Below are 20419 nucleotides of genomic sequence, written 5' to 3'. Positions count from 1 at the left end.
GGGTTGCGTTCACCCTTTCACTGTCCCAGTGGCATGAGAAGGAGTCGCCGGATGGTCGCATCGTCTGTGGACGAACTGCGGATTTCGTTGGAGAGGGAGGCTACCGAACTGACCGCGCAGCGAGACCGGCTGCGCGATGAACTGGCGGACGTGGAACGGCAGTTGGCGGCCCGGATCAGCGCGGTGGAGCACCTCGCGCTGATCCGTCCGCTGGTGCCGCTGCCGCGGGTCGAGGTCGAGCCCGTCGCACCGGTCGAGGTCGTGCCGGTCGAGGCCGAAACCCCGGCCGAGGCGCCAGTCGAGGTCGTGCCGGTCGAGGAGGCGCCGGTCGAGGCGGACGTGGTCGAAGAGGCCGCGGTCGAAGCGGCGCCGGTCGAAGAGGTCGTCGTCGCCACTCCGGCCCCGAGCCGGAAGCGCAAGGCGGTCGCCGCCACGAAGGAAAAGACGCGGATACAGTCCGCGTCGACGCGTAAGGCCCCGGCGGCCAAGCCCGCCGGCAAGCCGGCCGCGAAGCCGGCGAGCAAGTCCGCTGCCAAGCCCGCCGCCAAGAGGAAGACCACGCGGGCGAAGGCCGCTCCCGTCGAGTCGGTCGCACCCGAGCCGGTCGCACCCGAACCGGTGGCCGCTCGCCCGGTCCGCTCCCACCTGCGCGACGAGATCGCCGCGTTGTTGGAAGGCACCGGCGAACCCATGAACGTCCGCCAACTCACCGAGGCCCTGGGCGAGACCGCCACCAAGAGCCGGATGGAGAGCGTGCGCACGTCCACGGAGGGCCTGGTCAAGGCCGGTCGCGCGATCAAGGCCGGCCGCGGCCTGTTCACCGGCCCCGGCGCCTGAACCACCCCGGGCACGCCCGGACGCACCACCCACCGCCGGCCCGACGGCACGCCTCACGGCTGCGTCGGGCCGGCGGTGTCGTCCCGGACCGCTGCCCTTCGCCCGTTCGGACCGACCCGAGGTGACCGCGTACCACCCGTCGGGCACGGGAACCCTAGGCTGGGCGAACTCGCGCCGACCGGCGCGGTTCCTGTTTCGCCCCGATGCGGAGGTTCGCATGTCCGACGCGATCCGGGTGGCACTGGCCACCTCGACCCCGGGGCTCGACCTGGACCGGGACCTGCCGGCGATGCTCGCCGCGCTGCGCGCCCGCGGGCTCGACGCCGTGGCGGTGTGCTGGGACGCGGAGGGGTTCGACTGGTCGGCCTGCGCCGCCGTGGTGATCAGATCCACGTGGGACTACGCCGAGCGCCGAACGCACTACCTGGCCTGGGCGGAGGCGGTCGCGGCGGTGACCCGGCTGGACAATCCGATCGCCCTGCTGCGGTGGAACACCGACAAGCGATACCTGCACGAACTCGCCGCCCGGGGTGTCCCGGTCGTGCCCACCCGGTTCGTCGCCCCGGGCGAGCCGCCGATCCTGCCCGAGCACGGCGAGTTCGTGGTCAAGCCCGCCGTCTCGGCCGGCGCCCGCGACACCGCCCGCTACGCGCAGCGGCATCGCGACGCCGCCCGTCGACACGTCGCCGCGCTGCACGCGGGTGGGGCGACCGCGATGGTGCAGCCCTACCTGTCCCGGATCGACGAGGGCGAACGGGCGTTGGTCTTCCTCGGCGGCGCGTTCAGCCACGCGATGCGCAAGGGGCCGGTGCTGACCGAGCCGGGCGTCCTGGACAACGATCGCGAAGCACATCCGGGCCTGCTCCCGCACCAACCCTCGGCCGCCGAACTGGACCTGGCCGCAGCCGCGTTGGCCGCCGTGCCCGGCTCGCACACACCGTTGTACGCCCGGGTGGACCTGGCCCTGGCCGACGACGGATCCCCGGTCCTGATGGAACTGGAACTGGTGGAGCCCAACCTGTTCATCATCGACGACGACACCGCCCTGCGGCGCTTCACCGACCTCGTGCACGAACGCGCCCGATAGCGCCGCGGCCCGGCGGCTGGTACGACCGGCAGGGCCGCAAATGTTTGCCGAACGTGATGGAACGTTCACCGGGATGCCTGTCGGCCGGGCGTACCGGGCGCCTAGATTGGCCTGGACCACCCCACACGGCATCCGGAGATGAGAGTTCGTGGCCGAGTCCATGCTCGACGCAGAATCGGCTTTACCAGAGCGGAAGATCGACACCGAGGTGGCACATACCGCCCGGGTGTGGAACTACTGGCTGGGCGGCAAGGACAACTATCCCGTGGACCGCGAGACCGGTGATCGGATCGCCGCGATCCACCCGGGAACGCGCGATTACGCGCTCGCCGACCGGCAGTTCCTGGGCCGAGCGATCCGCCATCTCGCCGGCGACCTGGGTATCCGCCAATTCCTCGACATCGGCACGGGACTGCCGACCGCCGGGAACACCCACGAGATCGCCCAGGGCGTGGCCCCGGAGTCGCGGATCGTCTACGTCGACAACGACCCCCTGGTGCTCGTGCACGCCCGGGCCCTGCTGACCAGCAGTCCGGAGGGGGCGACCCGCTACATCGACGCCGATCTGCGCGACGTCGACGAGATTTTGGCCCGCGCGGCCAAGACATTGGACTTCAGCCGGCCCATCGCGCTGGTCCTGCTCGGCGTGATCATCTTCGTCAACGACGACGACGAGGCGTACGGGACGGTCCGCCGACTGCTGGACGCGCTTCCCTCGGGCAGTCACCTGGCCTTGTCCCACACGGTGACCAGCCCCCCGGCGCCACCGGACGTGGACGACGCCGTGGCCTTTTGGAACGCGCACGGCACGCCCCGGCTCAAGCAGCGCTCGCCCGAGGGCATCGCGCGCTTCTTCGACGGTCTGGAACTGCTCGAACCCGGCGTCGTCTCGTGTTCGCGCTGGCGGCCCGAGGCCGGCGACCGGACCCCGGACGTGGCCATGTACGGCGCGGTGGGCCGCAAACCGTAGCCGACCGGAACCGGACGTGGGCCCGAGACACCCGCCGCGCCGCCGAAGACACACCCCGACCGCCCGGCATGGCGGCCCCTCGGATCCGTCCGTATCGGAGGGGCCGCCGGTTCAGCGGTGTCGAGCGCTATCGCCGGAGGACGAGCGGCATCGACAGGTCAGCCCTGGTGGCCGCCACCGTGGTGCTGCGGGGCCTCACCCTTGCCGTGCCCGTTCGAGTGGTGCTCACCCTTGTCGTGGTCGCCGTCGACGTTCGCGCACACGTTGCCGATCGTCGGGTTGAGCGCACCCAGCAGGTTGAGGCTGTTGCCGCAGATGTTGATCGGCACGTGGATCGGGACCTGGAGGTTGTTGCCGGACAGGACGCCGGGCGAACCGACCGCCGCACCCTGGGCGTCCGCACCGGCGTTGGCGACACCGGCACCCGACATGACGAGCGCGGCAATGCCGACGGTGAGGGCCGCGGACTTCTTGATCGTGTTCATCTGAGCTCCGTTTCGGATGGCGCCGTGAATGGGCGCGACCGACCGGTGCAACGACCCGAATCCCGGCAGGCAACTGCTCTTTCGCGGTGTTCACCCGGGTGGCGGCACCCGCCGGGCGGGAGCCGATGCCGGGCCGGAACGGCGTGTTCGGCGAGTCGGCGCGGGGTACTGGCCGCCGAACCGCGCCGGTGCCCCCGGCGGGCGAAGCCCGATCGCAAGCCGACCCCAGGAAGCAGGGCCGCATCGTGCCTGTCCCCTCCCACCCGACCCGCCGCGCCCTGCTGTTCGGTACGGCCGGCACCGCCGCCCTGCTCGCCGGCGGCCCTCGGGCACTGCTCGGCACCGGCCCCGCCGCCCCACGATCGGTGCTCCCCGTCGCGGACACCGCCGTGTTGCTCGACGCGGCGCCGGTCACCGTCGACCTGGGTTCACGCACCGTGCCCACGTGGGGCTACGGCGACCGGGTGCCCGGTCCGGAGATCCGGGTCACCGCCGGCGGCACGGTGTCCGCGCGGTTGCGCAACAACCTGCCGCAGGACACCACGGTGCACTGGCACGGCGTGCGGATCGATCCGGCGATGGACGGCGCCCCCGGACTCAGCCAGGTCCCGGTGCCTCCGGGCGGCGTCTTCGACTACCGTTTCACCGCGCCCGATCCGGGCACGTACTTCTACCACTCGCACGTGGGCACCCAACTCGACCGCGCGGCCTACGGGGCGTTCGTGGTGGAGGACCCGGCCGAGCCGCTCGGCTACGACGCCGAGTGGACCGTCGTCCTCGACGACTGGCTCGACGGCACCGGCACCGACCCGGACGCGGCGTTGGCCGACATCCGCGATCGACCCCGACCGGTGCGGACCATGCTGAGCACGCTGCTGGGCGGGGTCGCCGGTCACCTCGCCTACCCGCACTACCTCGTCAACGGCCGCACCCCACAGGCCCCCGAGGAGTTCGGCGCCGCGCCCGGTGACCGCGTGCGGCTGCGGTTGATCAACGCCGGGGCGGACACCGCCTTCCGGGTCGCCCTGGGCGGACACGAGCTGACGGTCACCCACACCGACGGATACCCGGTGTTGCCGGTCACCGTGGACACGCTGCTGATCGGGATGGGCGAGCGCTACGACGTACTGGTCACGCTGGCCGACGGGGTGTTCCCGCTGGTGGCCCTCGCCGAGGGCAAGGGCGACCGGGCGTTCGCGGTGGTGCGCACCTCGGGCGGCGAGGCGCCCTCGGCCTCGGTCGACGTGCCCGAGTCGGACGGCCGTCTGCTCACCCTGGCGGACCTGGTCGCCGACCCCTCGGTGGATCTGGGCGACGCGCCGGCTCGCGGCGTGGATCTCGTGCTGGGTCGAGGACCCGACGGAACCGGGTGGAGACTGGGCACCACCGCCACGTTCGACACGCCCCCGCTGCGGGTGCCGGTCGCCGTCGGCGAGCGCGTCCGGTTGTCCTTCACCAACACCACCCGCATGTGGCACCCGATCCACCTGCACGGACACACCTTCCAGGTGCGGGGCGCCGCCGGGGGCGGGCCGCGCAAGGACACCGTGGTGGTGCGTCCGCGGGAGAGCGTCACCGTGGACGTGCTCGCCGAGAATCCCGGCGAATGGATGTTGCACTGCCACAACCTCTACCACAGCGAGTTGGGCATGATGGCGACCCTGGGCTACGGCGACACCCCACCCGCCGGCCCCGACATGCCGGGCATGTCGGGGCCGGGCTGAATCCGACTGCGTGGGGCGGGCGTTGCCGCCCGCCAGGCACCGCGGGTCAGCAGTGGCCGGCCGGTTCCGACCGGCCGCAGACGTTTGCCGTGAACGTGTTGTCCGCCGCGGCGTCCCGATTCGCCAGGTCCGCCGGTTCGTTGCGCTGCACGACGTTGTCCGAGATCACGTTGTTCGTGGTCGGCCCGCCGGCGAAGCTGGGCACCATCACGATGCCACCCGACATCGGCGACTCGCCCCGGTTGTCCCGGACCTGATTGTCGCTCACCTGCGTCTCCTGGGCGCCGGTGAGCACAATGCCCGACCCCTGGATGTAGGCCAGCCGCGAATTCGCCTCGCAGTACTTGTTGTTCTCGTCGATGCGATTGTGGCGGATCGCCAACGCCCCGGCCACCGGCTGGGTTTCGTCACCCACGATGAACACGCCGGCGCAGTTCCCGGTCAGTTCGTTGTACTCGATCGCCAACATGCGTCCGCGCCGGATCAACACGCCGAGCCGGTTGCCCGAGGCGTGGTTGCGGGCGATGCTCGCGCCCATCGCATCGGCGGTATCGGCCAGGAACAGCCCCGCCTGGGCGTTGTCGTCGGCGGTGTTGTCGGTGAACTCGGCGCGGGTGGACTTCTCCTGACCGATCCCGTGCTCCCCGTTGTCGTGCGCGAACACGCGCCGCACCACCATGTGTTCGGTGCCGCTGCCCATCACTCCGGTCTTGCCGAAGCCGGTGACCGCCAACGACTGGATCCGTACCTCGGACACCGGATCCTCCTCCGTGCCGGTCACACAGATCCCGTGACCGGCCGCCGCGCACACGTTCGCCGCGTCCGCTTCCCCCGGGGTGATCACGGTGCGCTCGCCCCTCCCGCGGATCGTGACGCCGTCCGTGGCGATCGTCACGCTGCCGGGATAGGTGCCGGGCAGCACGTCGACGATGTCCCCCGGCGCGGCGGCGTCCACCGCCGCCTGGATCGATTCGCCGGGATGGACCACATGCCGGGTGTCGGCGTGCGCGGCCGGGGCCAGGACGGAGCCCAGCGCGGTCAGGACGGTGGCGCAGGCGAGAGGAAGCAGCCGTTGTGCGTGCATGAGCGAGGTTCTGCCTTCGGGAGAGAGGGAGTGGCGAAGAGGAAGAGGGTGGCGCGCGGGCGCGGTTCAGGAAACGGGCTCGGGCAATGCGGCCGGCGCGACCTCGGCGGGATCCGAAGTCATCGTGTCGACCAGGGCGGTGGAATGTCTCCCGGCGCGGAACACCGGGTGGGCGAGCAGTCGGCGCAGGAAGCCCGCCGTGGTGTGGACGCCGTCGCCGGCCACCCGGAACTCGCCCAGCGCCCGCTCGGCGCGCGCGATGGCCCGGTCCCGATCGGGCGCCCAGACGATCACCTTGGCGAGCAGCGAGTCGTAGTCGGGGCCCACGGTCCACCCCGGGTAGGCGTGTGTGTCGATCCGTACGCACGGCCCGCCGGGCGGCACGAACTCGGTGAGCCGACCGGGGGTCGGCGCGAACCCCCGGTCCGGGTCCTCCGCGTTGATCCGGCACTCGATCGCCACCCCCTGTGGCACCACGTCCTGCTGACCGAACGTCAGCGGTGCGCCGGCGGCGATGCCGAGCTGTTCGCGCACGATGTCGACGCCGGTGACCATCTCGGTCACCGGGTGTTCCACCTGGATCCGGCAGTTGATCTCCAGCAGGTGGAACCGGTGTTCCGGGGTGACCACGAACTCGAAGGTGCCGGCGCCCACATAGCCGACGGCGCTCGCGCCGCGCAGCGCCGCCGCGCACATCGCGTCGCGTACCTCCGCCGGCAGGTGCGGGGCCGGGGACTCCTCGACCAGCTTCTGGTGCCGACGCTGCACCGAGCAGTCCCGCTCGCCGAGGTGCACCGCGCCGCCGTGGCCGTCGCACAACACCTGCACCTCGACATGCCGCGCGTCGTCGATGTAGCGCTCCAGGTAGAGCCGTTCGTCGCCGAACACGGCACGGGCGTGCGCCCGGGTGTCCTGGTACGCCCAGGCCAGTTCGTCGGGGTCGCGCACCACACTCATGCCGCGACCGCCGCCGCCCGCGACCGCCTTGAGGATCACCGGGTAGCCGACCCGGGCGGCGACCTCGGCCGCCTCGGCCGGCGAGGCCAACGCGGCGTCGCTGCCCGGCAGGACCGGCAGCCCGGCGGCGGCCATCACCGCGCGCGCCTCGCTCTTGTCGCCCAGTTGCTGCATCACGTGCGGCGGCGGTCCGATGAAGGTGATCCCGTGCGCTTCGCAGATCTCCGCGAAGTCGGGGTCCTCGGACAGGAATCCGTAGCCCGGGTGGATCGCCTGCGCACCGGTGCGTCGGGCCGCCTCGATGATCGCCGGCATGTTGAGATAGCTGGATCTGGCGGATGGCGGGCCGATGTGCACGGCCTCGTCGGCAAAACGCACCACGGCGGAATCACGGTCCGCGGTCGAGTACACGGCGACGCTGCGAATACCGAGTTCGCGGCAGGTGCGGGCCACCCGCAGGGCGATTTCCCCGCGGTTGGCGATGAGCACGGTCGAGAACACCTGGACCCCCTCGGTCGTTGTCAGTGCCGCCCGGCCGGGCCGTCGTGGCCCGTACCGGGACGGTCGTCGGGCCCGCCGTCGTGCTCGGCGTTCGCGTCCCGGCCGGTCGCGCGTGGCTCGATCGCGAGCAACGGCTCGTGGTACTCCACCGGTTGCGCGTCCGCCACCAGCACCTCCACCACCTGTCCGGACACCTCGGCGGTGATGGTGTTCATCATCTTCATGATCTCCAGGATGCCCACCGTCTGACCGGCGCGGACGGTGTCGCCGAGGCTGACGAAGGGCTTCGCACCCACCTCGGGCGCGTGGTAGAAGGTGCCGACCATCGGCGCGCGGACGAACCGCCGGGTGCCCTCCGGCGCGGCCGATTGCTCGCTCCGCGGCGCGGCGGCGGGTGCGTCGAGGGCGACGGCGGCCGGGCCGGGCGCGGGGGTTTCCGGCCACTCGATCTCGATGCTGGTGTCGCCGCAGCGCAACCGGATCAACCGCGGCGGAACCGGGGCGGAGGGTGCCGGCTGCGGCCGGTCGGCCGGGTGCGGGTGGGTGTGCGGCTGCGCGGCGGAGGCGGGGGTGAGCGGCTTGACCCACCGCTCGTCCGCATAGCCGGAGTGGTTGACGTGGTTGTCGGCGTGCGCGTCGTGCGCGTCCGGTGCTCCGTGGGGTGGGGTCATCACGCACTTCCTTCGACACGGGCAGCCGGCGCGACGCCGAAGCCCCGGAATCGGTCCCCGCGTTCGCGCAGGAGCCGGGTCTGGTCCAGCGCGCGCAACTCGTGCACGACCGGGATCAGTGCGGCGCGCAGCAGTGCGGCGGCCTTGCCCGGGTCGGTGTGCGCGCCACCGGGCGGCTCGGGCACGATCCGGTCGACCACGCCCAGGCGCAGCAGTTCGCGTGGGCGCATGCGCAGCGCCGCGGCGGCCGCGGGCGCGGCTGCGGCGTCCTTCCACAGGATGGCCGCGCACCCTTCCGGGCTGATCACCGAATACACACCGTGCTCGCCGATCATCACCCGATCGGCGACCGCGAGCGCGAGGGCGCCGCCGCTGCCGCCCTCGCCGGTGATCACCGTGACGATCGGGGTGGGCAGTCGGGACATCAGGCGCAGGTTCTCCGCGATCGCCACGGCCTGGCCGTCCCGCTCCGCGTCCGGTCCGGGGTTGGCGCCGGGCGTGTCCACCAGGGTGATCACCGGCAGGCCGAGCTTGGCGGCCAACCGCATCAGCCGGGCGGCCTTGCGAAAACCCGCCGGGGTGGCCATGCCGAACTTGCGGTGTTGACGTTCGGCGAGGTTGTCACCCCCCTTGTGATGTCCGATCAGCATCACCGGCACGTCGTCCAGCCGGCCGATGCCGCCGATCACCGCGGGGCAGTCCGCGCCGATCCGGTCGCCGTGCAACTCGTGGAAGTCGTCCAGGATTCGCCCGGCGTAGTCGAGGGCGGTGGGTCGCGCGGGGTGCCGGGCCAGCCGGACCGCCTCCCACGGATCGCCCTGGTCCGCCGCCCCGTTCGCCGTCGACGCGTTCGCCGCCGGTCCGGGCGCGGGCGGTTGCGTGGTCGGCTCGCCCGGTGCCTCCTCGGGACGAACCTCGCGCGCATCGCCCGCTGCGAGGAGGTGGCGGATGGTCGCGCGCAACGCCGGTCGGGGTGTGATCGCGTCGACCATCCCGTGTTCCAGCAGGAATTCGGCGGTCTGGAAGCCGGTGGGCAGCCGTTCGCGGATGGTGTGCTCGATCACCCGGGGGCCGGCGAAGCCCAGTCGGGCGCCGGGTTCGATCAGGATGACGTCGGCCAGCGTGGCGAACGAGGCGGCCACCCCGCCGTAGGTGGGGTCGGTGATCAGCGACACCACCAGGACGCCGGCCTCGTGCAACTCCGCCAGGGCGTGGGCGGTCTTGGCCATCTGCATGAGCGAGAGCACCCCCTCCTGCATGCGGGCCCCGCCCGAGGCGGTGACCAGCAGCAGTGGAGTACGGCTGCGCAGGCTCTCGTTCGCGGCCTCGGTGACCAACGCGCCCACCGCGCAGCCGAGACTGCCGCCCAGGAAGCGGAAGTCCATCGCGGCCACCACGACCGGCCGGTCGTGGACGGTGCCCCGCGCGCACAGCACCGCCTCGTCCATGCCGGTGGCGGCGCGTGCCTGGGCCAGGCGCTCCGCGTAGGGGCGCGAGTCCACGAACTCCAGCGGGTCGTGGGGGGTGGGCCCGGCGGTCAGCGGAGTCTCCGAGCCGGGATCCAGTAGTTGATCCAGTCGTTGCCGCGCCGTGAGCCGGGCGTGATCACCGCAGTCGGGGCACACCTGTAGGTCCCGGGCGAAGCGTTTGCCGTATACGAGTTCGGCGCAGCGCCCGCACTTGACCCAGTCGGGTCGGGCGTGGACGGTGAGCCCGAGGTCGGTCTCGATCATGGCTTCAGGGTCCTTGGACGAAGGGGCCTGGGACGAAGGGGCCCAAGAAGAAGGGGCGTTGGCCGACGGCGACGTACACGACGGCCGTACGCGCTATTCCTGCGCGTCCCGCTCCCAGCGGTAGAACTCCCGGGCCATCGCGTCCTGCGGCGACCGCCAGGTCTCCGGGTCGTACGCGCCCACGTGCGCGGCCAGTCGCTCGCTGATGTCGCGGAACTGGCGGTGTCCGGCCACCTTGGCGACGGCGGGCCCCGGTGGCCGATCGGCCTCGATCAGATGCAGGTACAGGTCGCCGAACTGGAACAGACTGCGGCCGGTGACCCCTACCAGGTGCGGGAGTTCACCGGTGTCGGAGGAAGCGAAGATGTCCGCGATTCGGGGGGCCGAATCGGGCTTCATCCGGGCCACGATCAGGGTGCGGTGCATGTGCGATGGTCCTTTCCGGTCGATCGGTGGGAGGTCGGCGGGACCGCGCGGGGCGGACCCGCCGACCGGGCGCGTCGGCGCCGGGCGAACCGGCACCGACGCGGGTGTCACCAGGTGCGCGCGGTGGGCGCCACGTCCAGTTCCCGGGCGCGTTGCTGGATCCGGTCCCGGATCAGCTCCAGTTGCACGCGAGAGTTGCGGTTGATGTTGTCCGTCATCCACGCGTCGTCGACCGGCGCGGTCTCCTTCATCGCGAAGTCCTGCACCCAGCGCATCCGCACGCCGTCGGGGACCTCCTGGTACTCCCAGCGGATGTGCATGTGCGCGAACGGCCCGGTCTCCACCCGGCGGGCCCACACCGTCCGCGCCTCGCGGTCGGCCTCGCGCTCGGAGACCCAGCTCCAGATCTTGCCGTCCTTGTCCGGGTGCATGGTCAGCCGGAAGGTGACCTTGTTGTCCTCGCGCGCGAGGATCTCCACCGACGCGTATTCGCTGAACAGGTCGGTCCAGTGCTCCACGTCGTTGGTCATGTCCCAGATCAGGTCGAACGGGGCCGAGATGACGATGTCGTTGTCGGTATGGCCTGCCATGTCACACTCCGGAGGTGAGTTGGGAGTTGGTGGTTTCCAGGAACTCGCGCGGGGTCTTGCACTGGTCCACGTCCGCGCCGAGCGGGAATTGGTAGCGCCGCTCCAGTTCGGAGACGATCCCGAGCAGGCCGAGCGAGTCGAGTCCGAATTCCTCGAACGTCGACCCCGGCAGGCTCATCCGTTGCGGATCGGCGGTGACGCCGGCGCAGGTCTTCATCAGCGCGGCGAGTTCTTCGTAACTGAAGGGTCCGTTCATCGCAGGCTTCCTTCTTCCGTGCTTCCTTGCGGGGACCGCTACGCGGTCGGGTAGGGCGTCCCGGGCCGGCCGTCGCCGCGGCGCAACACCAGGGCCGCGTTGTGGCCCATCAGGCCCCGACTGAGCACCAGGGCGGTGCGCAGTTCGGCGCTCCGGGCCCGGCCGGTGACCAGGTCCAGGTCGTGGCAGACGTCGAAGACGCCCGGCGTGGGCGGCAGTACGCCGTGTTCCATCGCCAGGATCGCGGCGGCGCAGTCCAACACCGGCGCGCCGCAGTAGGCGCGGCCGATGCCCGTCTTGGGGGCGGTCACCGGCACCCGGGCCGCGTGTCCGCCCAACGCGTCGCTCAGGGCCAGTACTTCGGCCTGGTCGGCCTCGCGCACCCCGAGCGCGTCCGCGAAGACCACGTCGATGTCCTGCGGGGCACATTCGGCCTCGGCCAGCGCGTCGCGGATCGCCCGGGCCAGACCGTGCCGGGAAGGTCCCCAGCCCGAGGTGCCGGTGAACGTCGCGCCGTGTCCGACCACTTCGGCCCGGATCCGGGCGCCGCGCCGGTGCGCCGCCGCCGCCTCCTCGACGACGAACATCGCACCGCCCTCGGCGGGGGCGAACCCGCACGCGTTCGCGGTGAACGGGAGGTACGCCTGCCCGGGTTCGCGAGCCAGGCTGAGCGCGTCGTAGCCGAGCTGGCAGACCATCGAGTACGGCGCCAGCGGGGCCTCCGCCGCGCCGACCACGACGGCGTCGGTGCCGCGTCGGATGGTGCGGGCCGCGTGCGCGAGCGCGTCCAGCCCACCCGCCTCGTCGTTGGCCAGCACCGCGCACGGCCCCTTGAAACCGCCGCGGATGGAGATCTGGCCGGTGGTGGCGGCGTAGAACCAGGCGATCGACTGGTAGGGCCCGACGAAGCCGGGGCCTTGACCCCACAGGTTCTGCAGCTCGCGCTGGCCGAATTCGCCGCCGCCGGAGCAGCTCGCGGTGGTCACCCCGACGCCGAAGGTGGGCATCGGGCCGAGCGCGGCGTCGGCCAGTGCCTGATCCGCGGCGACCATCGCGAAGTGCGTGAAGCGGTCGGTCTGGACCAGGAAGCGCTCCTCGACCACGGCGGCGGGGTCGAACTCGCGCACTTCGCCGGCGACCGCCAACGGCAGGTCCGCGCACCCTTCACGGGTGATCCGGTCCAGCACGCACCGGCCCTCGCGGGTGGCCTTCCAGAACACGTCGGGGCCGATGCCGTTGGGCGCGACGACGCCGACACCCGTCACCACCGTGCGTCTGGGTGCGGAGTTTTTCACCGGGGTCTCCTTTCCCGGCGGTCCAGCACCACGGCGGACTGGAAGCCGCCGAACCCGCTGCCCACCGACAGCACCGTCTTCAGTGCCATCGGCCGGGCCGTCCCCGGCACGTAGTCGAGGTCGCACTCCGGGTCCGGGGTCTGGTAGTTCGCCGTGGGCGGCACCGCCTTGTGTTCCATCGCCAGGGCGCACGCCGCCAGTTCGATCGCACCGATCGCGCCGAGCGAGTGGCCCACCATGGACTTGATCGAACTCATCGGCGTCCGGTACGCGTGCTCGCCCAGCGAACGCTTGACCGCCGCCGTCTCGTGGCGGTCGTTCTGCTTGGTGCCCGAGCCGTGCGCGTTGACGTAGTCGATCCCGGTCGGGTCGACCTGTGCGTCGGCCAGTGCACGGTCGATCGCCTCGGACATCTCCAGGCCCTCCCGGGTCAGGCCGGTCATGTGGTGCGCGTTGCCCCGGGTGGCGAAGCCGCCGACCTCGCAGTAGACATGGGCACCGCGGCGCCGGGCGTGTTCGAGTTCCTCCAGCACGAGCACGGCGGCGCCCTCGCCCAACACGAAGCCGTCCCGGTCCGCGTCGAACGGCCGGGACGCGTGCGCCGGGTCGTCGTTGCGGGTCGAGGTCGCCTTGATCGCGTCGAAGCAGGCGACCGTGATCGGCGAGATCGGCGAGTCCGAGGCACCGGCCAGGTAGACGTCCGCCCGACCCTCCTCGATCGCGTGTGCGGCATACCCGATCGCGTCGAGGCCGGACGTACAACCGGTGGACACCGTCTGCACCGGGCCGCGCGCGTCGAACTCCTCGGCCACCTCGGAGGCCAGCGTGCTCGGGGAGAACGCCCGGTGCAGGAACGGGTCGGCCCGCTTGGGGTCCACCGCCCAGTCGCGGCCCCGGTCGCTGACCGCGATGTAGTCGTGTTCGAGCCGGGTGGTGCCACCCACGGCGGTACCGAGCGAGACGCCGATCCGCCAGGGATCCTCCGCGTCCCGGTCCAGACCGCAGTCGCCGATCGCCTCGGCCGCCGCCGCGAGCGCGAACTGCACGTAGCGGTCCGCGCGTTCGGCCCGGGCCCGGTCTACGCCGCACGCGATCGGGTCGAAATCGCATTCGGCGGCGATCCGGGAGCGAAAGCCGGTGGGGTCGAAGAAGGTGATGCCTCGGGTCGCCGTACGGCCGGCCATCAGCATGTCCCAGAACGCGGTGACACCCACGCCGCCGGGCGCCACGACGCCGACGCCGGTGACCGCCACCCGGCGCCTCAAGAGTCGACGCCCACGGTCTCGGCGGGCTCGATCCCCTCGGTGTCGACGTGCCCCAGTTCCGGCCGGGGCGCCAACGGGGCGATTTGGAAGACCATCCGCGCCTGCGCCCGACCGACGTTGCGGAATCGGTGCCGCATGTTCTTGGGCACCATCAGGCCCTGGTCGGGCCGGAGTTCATAGGTGACGCCGTCCAGGTCGACTTCCAGCTCCCCGGTGATGACGTGGATGAACTCCTCGGAGTACGGGTGGTAGTGCTCGGTGATCATCTCGCCGGGCTCGATGATCGCCAGGCCCATGAAGCCGCTGGTGCATCCCACCGTCGCCGGGCCGAGCGTGACGCGCAGTTCACCGCCCCGACGCCGATTGGGCTCGACCTCGTCGACGTTGACGATGCGTACGGTCTGCGTGGTCATGTGTGCCACCTCCAAGTGGCGGGCGGCGCCCGCAGGCGCCGCCCGTGGGATCAGGCGTCGCGGTCGGCGCGACGGTCGGTGACGAGGGTGGTCTCGGCGGAGGCCAGCAGGTGCCGCAGGCCCTCGTCGGTGTCCAGCGCACCGTCCTCGCCCACCGCCAGGAGCCGGCTCAACCGGGCCGCGGACTCCTTGCGGTCGATGCCCAGGATCAGCGCCGGGTCGTCCGGGTCGCCGCGCAGGTCGAGCACCCGGACCAGGATCTCGCCGCGCAGGAACACCGAACTGCTCGCGATCGGTCCGGATCCGGACCCGATCACCCGCTCGTCGTGGCGCTGGAGCACGGTGGCGGCGGATTCGCCACAACCGTGCCGGACCGGGTACAGCAGCGCGCGGCGCTTGGTCGACGCCTTCGCCGACTTTCCGGCCGGGGCCTCCAGGTGGTACGCCTCGGCCAGCGAGGAGCGCATGAAGAACGCCCGGGCGGCCTCCGAGTCGTTGAGGTCGCGGGCCTCCTCCAGGTGCGGGTTCAGCAGTTCCTCGGCAGCGCGTACCTGCGGCTGTTCGGCCACGTGCCGCAGCGCGGCCCGCAGGTCGCCCTCCACCTCGATCGCGCGCACCACCCGGTTGCCGAGCATGAACACCGACGTCCGGCGCAGCGATGTGGTGGCGTTCACCCGGGCCGCCGGGGACTTGTAGCCGGCCAGAATCCTGGCCACCTCGGCCTCGCTGCCCGGCTTGACGGTGAAGGTGAGCGCGCAGCGCACCACGCCGGGCGCCGCCGAGGCCCCGGCCCGCGCCTTCTCGCCCACGCCGGCCTTGGCCCGGTCGCCCACACCGGCCTTGACCTTGTCGCTCGTCCCGGACTTGGCCTTGGCCTTGCCGGGCGCACCCGCCTTCGCCTTCCCGCCCGCGCCCCCCTTGGTGATCACCGAGCCCGCCGCGTCCGCGCGCAGGTCGGTCTCCCGGGCCACCGCGAAGCGCAACGACCGGGTGCCGCGCACACAACCGTGCAGCGGCTGCACCATCACCTGATGCTCGGGGCTGTCCACCCAGGCCAGATATTGCGAACTGCCCTCCCACTCGCTGGTGATCAGCCACTGGGTCGGGTCCTCGATCGACTGGCACAACTGGTCGCGCAGGTGGCCCGGTACGGCGGCGACCTGGTGCCGGATGCGTTCGTAGGCTTCGAGGAAGCGCTGCTCCGACCCCTCGTGCAGCTCCAGCATGAGCAGTACCCGGAGCTTGGACGTGGTGTCGGCGGTGGGATTCGCCGAGGAGTGGACGAGGGTGTCCATGTCATTCCTTTGGTCTTGGGAATCGGCCTGTGTGGTGCCATCCGGCGCGGGCAATCCCGGGGGACCGGGCCACGCCGAAGCCGCCCGGCCTCGACTTCGAGCGTGGCGGCGAATCATCACTCTCTGCATCTTTTGAGGGCATATGAGTGACATTCGCCACGGCGAACGGCTCAGCGGAACTCAGCGGGAACAGGAGCACACCGACGGACAGGGCCCGCACCGCGAGCTCACAGGTCCGCAGTACTCGCCAATGCAGGAGAACTGATGAATCCCGAGATCGAACACCGGGTACCGGTCCTGGTCGTGGGCGGCTCGCTGGTCGGGCTGTCCACGTCCGTCTTCCTGGGCCGGCTGGGCGTACCGCACCTGGTGGTGGAACGGCACGCCGACACCTCGAGACACCCCCGCGGGCGCGGGAACAACGTGCGCACGATGGAGGTGTTCCGGACCGCGGGGGTCGAGGAACGAGTGCGTGCCGCGTCCGCCGTACTGGCCGACAACCACGGCATCCTGCAGGCGGACACGATCGCCGGGGACCGTCAGGAGTGGCTGTTCAAGGAGATCGACCCCGGTGGTGGTCTGGCCAGGTTCAGTCCGAGTTCGTGGTGCCTGTGCAGCCAGAACGATCTGGAGCCGGTGCTGGCCGACTATGCCCGCGAACTCGGCGGCGACCTGCGTTTCGGCACCGAACTCGTGTCCTTCGAGCAGGACGACGACGGCATCACCGCGATCGTTCGGACCAGGGCGAACGGGCGGCAACAGACCGTACGGGCGGACTATCTGGTCGCCGCGGACGGGCCGCGCAGTCCGGTGCGCGAGCGACTGGGCATCGCGGTGTCCGGTCCGGGCGACCTCTTCCACAACGTGAGTGTCACCTTCACCTCCCGCCGGTTGGCCGAGTTCGTCGGCGAACGGCGGTTCATCGTCTGCTATCTGACGAACTCCCTGGGCGAGGGCGCGCTGTTGCCGGTGGACAACCGGGATCACTGGGTCTTCCACCTGCCATGGCACCCCGAACGGGGCGAGCCGATCGAGGCGTTCACCGATGAGCGCTGTGTCGAGCACATCCGGGCCGCCGCGGGTGTCCCGGATCTGGATGTGGAGATCACCGGAAAGGCGCCGTGGCACGCGGCCGAGCGGGTCGCCGAACGCTACCGCGTCGGGCGGGTGTTCCTGGCGGGCGACTCCGCGCACGAGATGTCGCCGACCGGGGCGTTCGGCTCCAACACCGGTATCCAGGACGCGCACAATCTGGCCTGGAAGCTCGCCACCGTGCTGAACGGGCATGCGGGCACCGACCTGTTGCACACCTACGAGGCCGAGCGCCGACCGGTGGCCCGCGCCACCGCCGCGCGTGCGTCCTCCCGATCCGCCGAGCACAGCCACCCGGGGTACGCCGCTCCCCCGGTGGCCGGCGGCCGGCAACCCGGCGTGCTGGGAGTGGTGCTCGGCTACCGCTACGCGTCCGCGGCGGTGCTCGGCGTCGACCCGGAAGTGCCGGTGTTGCCCGAGCGGTTCCGCCCGCCCGCCGGCGAACCCGGCACCCGGGCTCCGCACCTGTGGTTGCACCGGGACGGCGTTCGGCTGTCCACCCTGGATCTGTACGAGACCTCACCGGTGTTGCTGGTCGGTGCCGGTGCGGCGGGCGAGGCGTGGCAGCGGGCCGCGCGGGCGGCGAGCCGGCTGCTCGAGGTGCCCCTGACGATCCACCGGGTGGGCACCGAGGCGGAGTCGGCCTCGGTGGACCTGGTCACCGCGTCGGACGTGGACTGGGCGGAGTTGCACGGGGTCACCGACGAGGGGGCGGTGCTGATCCGTCCGGACGGGTTCGTCGCGTGGCGGGCGCCGGCCGTCGAGCTGGATCCGGAGCAGGCGATGCTGATCGTGCTGCGTACGGTGGCGTGCCGGGCCGAGTCGGACGCCGAGGTGGACGCCGGGGTGGGTGTCGAAGTCGACCGCTGAGCACCGGAACGAACGGCCGGCCCCGGAGCGGATTCCGGGGCCGGCCGTTCGGTGTGCGTGTGCGGTCTACGTCGGCGGCAACAGGTGTGCGAACACCACCACGTTGTCCTTGTAGTCCTTGGCCTTCTTGTCGTAGACGCCACCGCAGGTGATCAGGCGAAGCTGGGCGTCCGTCGTCTTGCCGTAGACCCGCTCGTCGGGGAACGCGTCCTTGGGGAACGCCTCGACGGAGTCCACCGCGAACCGGGCCACGCTGCCGTCCGCCCGGGCGATCTCCACCGTGTCGCCGGGCTTGAGGCTGCCGAGCCCCCAGAACACCGCCGGGCCCATCATCGTGTCCACGTGGCCGAGCACGATCGCGTTGCCGCGAGCGCCCGGGGTGACCCCGTCCGCGTACCAGCCGGCCAGATTGCGATCCGCCGGCGGCGGCACCTCCAGCACGCCGGAGCCGTTCAGGTTCAACCCGATGAACGGCGCGTCCACCTTGATGGTGGGAATCTTGATCCGCACCGGTGGCGAGCGCCGCATCGCCGGCGACCCGGCGGAGCTCGCGCCCGGGCTCGCCGAGGACGCGGCGGTCGGCGGGGCGCTCGGTTGGGCGGCGGCGGGCATCGGTTGGGGTGGTGGCCCGGAGTCGGTGGTCAGGTCGTGCTTGATCATCAGGACGCCCAGCAGGACGGCCGTGGCCGCGATCAGCATCAGCTTGCCCGCGCTGACGCGGCGCGGCGCGGGGGGCTCGGACTTGTCCATGGGCGGTGCCGGGTCTTGCAAGGCGGTGCCTTTCTCCTGGGCTGCGGACGCTCCTGGGCCGCGGCTCGCGATGCCGCGCCGACAACGACGTCGCCGTGGCCACCGCCCCGGTGAAGGGCGGTGGCCACGGCTCGTGTTGCCTGGGCGAGGACGGATCAGGCCGTGGCCGCCGCACCGGGGCGACGACGCAGGGCGTATACGCCCAGGCCGATGCCGCCGGCGATCAGGGCCGCGCCGGTGCCGAGCGCCGCGCCGTCGTCGAGGAAGGCGCCACCGATGCCGGTGTGCACGCCGCCGTGCGGGCTCTTGTGGTCCTTCCAGGACTTCTCGTGCGAGGAGCCTTCGTCACCCTTGCTCTCGGTGCTCTTGCCTTCCTTGCCCTTGCTTTCGCCACCCTTGTCCGAGCTCTCGCGGTGCTCGGAATCCTTCTCGGGCGTCCACTTCGACTCGCCGGACCAGGACTTCTCCGACGCACCGTTTTCCGGAGCCGCCGGCCCGGAATCCGGCTTCACCGGCGCCGGAGCGTCGGCGTAGGCGGACGGAACCGCCAGGGTCAGGGCGGCGAAGCCGAGGGCGGTACCGGCGACAAGAGCGCGTGCACGACGCATCGTGATATTCCTTCCGGACGCTTCGCGAACTGCCGACGGACGTCGGCACACGGGGATCGGCGAGGCGCCTTAATCACCATCGAACGGCCCCTGCCGACCCGCGACCGGCATGACTGCATTCGAGGTCCGCCCCTGGGCCTCTCGGATGGAAATCGCGGCGTGCTTCACTCGCCGGGAGCAGCCCGATGTTTGGCACAGGGTCATGGAATGTCACTTTAAGTAGCTTTCCCGACGTCGGCGGAGCTCCCGAGTGGGGTGCTAGGCCGGAACCGTGCACTCGAACATGTGCAGCGACGGGTTCACCGCGCGCACGTCCCGGCCGCGCAGGCCCGCCTGTTCGATCAGGGTCAGCAGGCTGTCCGTGGTGTGCTTGCGGCCGCCGACGTTGAGCAGCAACAACAGGTCCATCGCGGCGGTGAATCGCATCGAGGCGGTCTCGTCGACCAGGTTCTCGATGATCACGACCCGGGCGCCCGGCGCGGCCGTCGCCACGATGTTGCGCAGGGTGCGCAGGGTGCTGTCGTCGTCCCATTCCAGGATGTTCTTGACGATGTACAGGTCGGCTCGGACCGGGATGTCCACCCGGCAGTCGCCGCCCACCAGGGTCGCCCTGGGCGCGAGTTCGCCGCCGTCGCGCAGTCTGGGGTCGGCCGCGGCGACCACGCCGGGCAGGTCGAGCAGGGTGCCGCGCAGGGTCGGGTTGCGCTCCAGCAGGGTGGCCAGCACCAGTCCCTGGCCGCCGCCGATGTCGGCGACGCTGTCGATGCCGGTCAGGTCGAGCACCGCGGTGACGTCCTGCGCGGACTGCCGGCTGGACTGGGTCATCGCCCGGTCGAAGGCGGCGGCCGATTCCGGCGCGTCCTCGTGCAGGTAGTCGAAGAACTGCTTGCCGTGCAGGCCCGGGAAGACACTCTTGCCGGTCCGCACCGCCTCGTCCAGGCGCGGCCACACCTCCCACGTCCACGGCTCGGTCGTCCACAGCGCGACGTCGCGCATGCTGCGCGGCGCGTCGGCCCGCAGCAGTCGGGACTCCTCGGTGTGCGTGTACCGGCCGTCCGGCTCCTCGGCGAAGATGCCCTGGCAGGCCAACGCGCGCAGCAGTCGGTGCAGCGCACCGGGGTGGGCGGACACCGCCCTCGCCAACTCGTCCACGGTCGCCGGGCCCTCGCCCAGCGCGTCCGGAAGCCCCAGGCGCAGGGCGGCGCGCACCGCGGCGGCGGACATCGCGCTGAACGCGAGTTCGCGCAGCCGGGTGGCCGCCTGCGGGGCACGGGTGACGTCGGTATCGGTCATGCTGATCGCCTCTCAACCGGTGGACCATCCGGGGCCGGGCCGGCGGAACTCGACCGCAACGACCCGCGCACCGACGTCCCGGCGGTCCGCGCCGGGGCTGGAACGACTGTGACCCACAGTCGCCGACCCACCGCCGAGGCGCGGCCGGTTCGGACGAAGACGCGCCCACGACTCATCCGAATGGCCGCAGACCCACACCCCGGGCGTCCGCTACGAG

Annotated in this window: 20 protein-coding genes; 5 read left to right on the top strand and 15 right to left on the bottom strand. The window is 71.6% G+C overall.

What is annotated here, in order from left to right; all coding sequences use genetic code 11:
* Positions 1 to 51 precede the first annotated feature (51 nt).
* The 3 genes from ACH4U8_RS30155 (at position 52) to ACH4U8_RS30145 (ending at position 2894) form a co-directional block, all read left to right on the top strand.
* A complete protein-coding gene (locus ACH4U8_RS30155) occupies positions 52 to 837 on the top strand; it encodes a hypothetical protein (protein WP_395781472.1) in 786 nt (261 codons plus the stop codon).
* A 217-nt stretch (positions 838 to 1054) separates the two neighbouring features.
* Positions 1055 to 1924 (top strand): RimK family alpha-L-glutamate ligase, encoded by an 870-nt coding sequence (locus ACH4U8_RS30150; RefSeq protein WP_395781470.1) that lies wholly within the window; start codon positions 1055 to 1057, stop codon positions 1922 to 1924.
* A gap of 160 nt (positions 1925 to 2084) precedes the next feature.
* Entirely contained in the window at positions 2085 to 2894 is an 810-nt protein-coding gene (locus ACH4U8_RS30145) for an SAM-dependent methyltransferase (RefSeq protein ID WP_395781516.1), read from the top strand.
* A 158-nt stretch (positions 2895 to 3052) separates the two neighbouring features.
* Here the strand turns inward: ACH4U8_RS30145 and ACH4U8_RS30140 are convergent, their stop codons facing one another.
* Positions 3053 to 3379: a chaplin gene (locus tag ACH4U8_RS30140; RefSeq protein ID WP_360319741.1), complete on the bottom strand. Its 327-nt coding sequence runs from the start codon at positions 3377 to 3379 to the stop codon at positions 3053 to 3055.
* A gap of 245 nt (positions 3380 to 3624) precedes the next feature.
* Between ACH4U8_RS30140 and ACH4U8_RS30135 the strand changes: the two genes are divergently transcribed.
* On the top strand, positions 3625 to 5103 hold the full coding sequence (locus tag ACH4U8_RS30135; RefSeq protein ID WP_360319743.1) for a multicopper oxidase family protein: 1479 nt from the start codon (positions 3625 to 3627) through the stop codon (positions 5101 to 5103).
* 46 nt (positions 5104 to 5149) lie between these two features.
* On the opposite strand, the gene ACH4U8_RS30130 is transcribed toward ACH4U8_RS30135, so the two are convergent.
* From ACH4U8_RS30130 to ACH4U8_RS30080, 11 genes are all read right to left on the bottom strand, one after another.
* On the bottom strand, positions 5150 to 6187 hold the full coding sequence (locus ACH4U8_RS30130) for a nitrous oxide reductase family maturation protein NosD (protein ID WP_395781468.1): 1038 nt from the start codon (positions 6185 to 6187) through the stop codon (positions 5150 to 5152).
* A gap of 66 nt (positions 6188 to 6253) precedes the next feature.
* Positions 6254 to 7645, bottom strand: a complete 1392-nt coding sequence (locus ACH4U8_RS30125; protein WP_395781466.1) for an acetyl/propionyl/methylcrotonyl-CoA carboxylase subunit alpha — start codon at positions 7643 to 7645, stop codon at positions 6254 to 6256.
* 20 nt (positions 7646 to 7665) lie between these two features.
* A complete protein-coding gene (gene accB, locus ACH4U8_RS30120; protein WP_360319749.1) occupies positions 7666 to 8316 on the bottom strand; it encodes an acetyl-CoA carboxylase biotin carboxyl carrier protein in 651 nt (216 codons plus the stop codon).
* A complete protein-coding gene (accD, locus tag ACH4U8_RS30115; protein ID WP_395781464.1) occupies positions 8316 to 10049 on the bottom strand; it encodes an acetyl-CoA carboxylase, carboxyltransferase subunit beta in 1734 nt (577 codons plus the stop codon). Before accD ends, accB begins: the two co-directional genes overlap by 1 nt.
* A 93-nt stretch (positions 10050 to 10142) precedes the next feature.
* Entirely contained in the window at positions 10143 to 10475 is a 333-nt protein-coding gene (locus tag ACH4U8_RS30110; RefSeq protein WP_395781462.1) for a TcmI family type II polyketide cyclase, read from the bottom strand.
* Positions 10476 to 10582: 107 nt separating this feature from the next.
* Positions 10583 to 11065: an SRPBCC family protein gene (locus tag ACH4U8_RS30105; protein ID WP_360319755.1), complete on the bottom strand. Its 483-nt coding sequence runs from the start codon at positions 11063 to 11065 to the stop codon at positions 10583 to 10585.
* 1 nt (position 11066) lies between these two features.
* A complete protein-coding gene (locus ACH4U8_RS30100) occupies positions 11067 to 11321 on the bottom strand; it encodes an acyl carrier protein (RefSeq protein WP_360319757.1) in 255 nt (84 codons plus the stop codon).
* A 38-nt stretch (positions 11322 to 11359) separates the two neighbouring features.
* Complete coding sequence (locus ACH4U8_RS30095; RefSeq protein ID WP_395781460.1) at positions 11360 to 12616, bottom strand: beta-ketoacyl synthase N-terminal-like domain-containing protein; 1257 nt, start codon at positions 12614 to 12616, stop codon at positions 11360 to 11362.
* Positions 12613 to 13881, bottom strand: coding sequence for a beta-ketoacyl-[acyl-carrier-protein] synthase family protein (locus tag ACH4U8_RS30090; RefSeq protein ID WP_360319761.1), 1269 nt, complete (start codon positions 13879 to 13881; stop codon positions 12613 to 12615). The genes ACH4U8_RS30095 and ACH4U8_RS30090 overlap by 4 nt, the downstream gene beginning before the upstream one ends.
* Entirely contained in the window at positions 13878 to 14294 is a 417-nt protein-coding gene (locus ACH4U8_RS30085) for a cupin domain-containing protein (protein ID WP_395781458.1), read from the bottom strand. Before ACH4U8_RS30085 ends, ACH4U8_RS30090 begins: the two co-directional genes overlap by 4 nt.
* Before the next feature lie 50 nt (positions 14295 to 14344).
* Positions 14345 to 15589, bottom strand: a complete 1245-nt coding sequence (locus tag ACH4U8_RS30080) for a SchA/CurD-like domain-containing protein (RefSeq protein WP_395781456.1) — start codon at positions 15587 to 15589, stop codon at positions 14345 to 14347.
* Between the two features lie 264 nt (positions 15590 to 15853).
* Here ACH4U8_RS30080 and ACH4U8_RS30075 point away from each other — a divergent pair, with 264 nt between their 5' ends.
* Positions 15854 to 17551, top strand: a complete 1698-nt coding sequence (locus ACH4U8_RS30075; protein ID WP_395781454.1) for an FAD-dependent oxidoreductase — start codon at positions 15854 to 15856, stop codon at positions 17549 to 17551.
* 66 nt (positions 17552 to 17617) lie between these two features.
* On the opposite strand, the gene ACH4U8_RS30070 is transcribed toward ACH4U8_RS30075, so the two are convergent.
* The 3 genes from ACH4U8_RS30070 to ACH4U8_RS30060 all read right to left on the bottom strand — a co-directional run bounded on the left by ACH4U8_RS30070 (position 17618) and on the right by ACH4U8_RS30060 (position 20202).
* Positions 17618 to 18301 carry a class F sortase gene (locus ACH4U8_RS30070; RefSeq protein ID WP_395781452.1) on the bottom strand — a complete coding sequence of 228 codons (684 nt, stop codon included), beginning with the start codon at positions 18299 to 18301 and terminating at the stop codon, positions 17618 to 17620.
* Positions 18302 to 18456: 155 nt separating this feature from the next.
* On the bottom strand, positions 18457 to 18909 hold the full coding sequence (locus ACH4U8_RS30065) for a hypothetical protein (RefSeq protein WP_395781450.1): 453 nt from the start codon (positions 18907 to 18909) through the stop codon (positions 18457 to 18459).
* Positions 18910 to 19167: 258 nt separating this feature from the next.
* A complete protein-coding gene (locus ACH4U8_RS30060) occupies positions 19168 to 20202 on the bottom strand; it encodes a methyltransferase (RefSeq protein WP_360319773.1) in 1035 nt (344 codons plus the stop codon).
* Positions 20203 to 20419 lie beyond the last annotated feature (217 nt).

Source organism: Embleya sp. NPDC020886 (genome assembly GCF_044333915.1).
Classification (GTDB): domain Bacteria; phylum Actinomycetota; class Actinomycetes; order Streptomycetales; family Streptomycetaceae; genus Embleya.
Note: the sequence above shows the minus strand (reverse complement) of the source record. Positions and strands in the feature narration are given on the sequence as shown.

Coding starts and splice junctions, on each gene's coding strand:
- ACH4U8_RS30155 (WP_395781472.1), top strand. CDS start 52: ATGGTCGCATCGTCTGTGGACGAACTGCGGATTTCGTTGGAGAGGGAG.
- ACH4U8_RS30150 (WP_395781470.1), top strand. CDS start 1,055: ATGTCCGACGCGATCCGGGTGGCACTGGCCACCTCGACCCCGGGGCTC.
- ACH4U8_RS30145 (WP_395781516.1), top strand. CDS start 2,085: ATGCTCGACGCAGAATCGGCTTTACCAGAGCGGAAGATCGACACCGAG.
- ACH4U8_RS30140 (WP_360319741.1), bottom strand. CDS start 3,379: ATGAACACGATCAAGAAGTCCGCGGCCCTCACCGTCGGCATTGCCGCG.
- ACH4U8_RS30130 (WP_395781468.1), bottom strand. CDS start 6,187: ATGCACGCACAACGGCTGCTTCCTCTCGCCTGCGCCACCGTCCTGACC.
- accB (WP_360319749.1), bottom strand. CDS start 8,316: ATGACCCCACCCCACGGAGCACCGGACGCGCACGACGCGCACGCCGAC.
- accD (WP_395781464.1), bottom strand. CDS start 10,049: ATGATCGAGACCGACCTCGGGCTCACCGTCCACGCCCGACCCGACTGG.
- ACH4U8_RS30110 (WP_395781462.1), bottom strand. CDS start 10,475: ATGCACCGCACCCTGATCGTGGCCCGGATGAAGCCCGATTCGGCCCCC.
- ACH4U8_RS30105 (WP_360319755.1), bottom strand. CDS start 11,065: ATGGCAGGCCATACCGACAACGACATCGTCATCTCGGCCCCGTTCGAC.
- ACH4U8_RS30100 (WP_360319757.1), bottom strand. CDS start 11,321: ATGAACGGACCCTTCAGTTACGAAGAACTCGCCGCGCTGATGAAGACC.
- ACH4U8_RS30085 (WP_395781458.1), bottom strand. CDS start 14,294: ATGACCACGCAGACCGTACGCATCGTCAACGTCGACGAGGTCGAGCCC.
- ACH4U8_RS30080 (WP_395781456.1), bottom strand. CDS start 15,589: ATGGACACCCTCGTCCACTCCTCGGCGAATCCCACCGCCGACACCACG.
- ACH4U8_RS30075 (WP_395781454.1), top strand. CDS start 15,854: ATGAATCCCGAGATCGAACACCGGGTACCGGTCCTGGTCGTGGGCGGC.
- ACH4U8_RS30070 (WP_395781452.1), bottom strand. CDS start 18,301: ATGGACAAGTCCGAGCCCCCCGCGCCGCGCCGCGTCAGCGCGGGCAAG.
- ACH4U8_RS30065 (WP_395781450.1), bottom strand. CDS start 18,909: ATGCGTCGTGCACGCGCTCTTGTCGCCGGTACCGCCCTCGGCTTCGCC.
- ACH4U8_RS30060 (WP_360319773.1), bottom strand. CDS start 20,202: ATGACCGATACCGACGTCACCCGTGCCCCGCAGGCGGCCACCCGGCTG.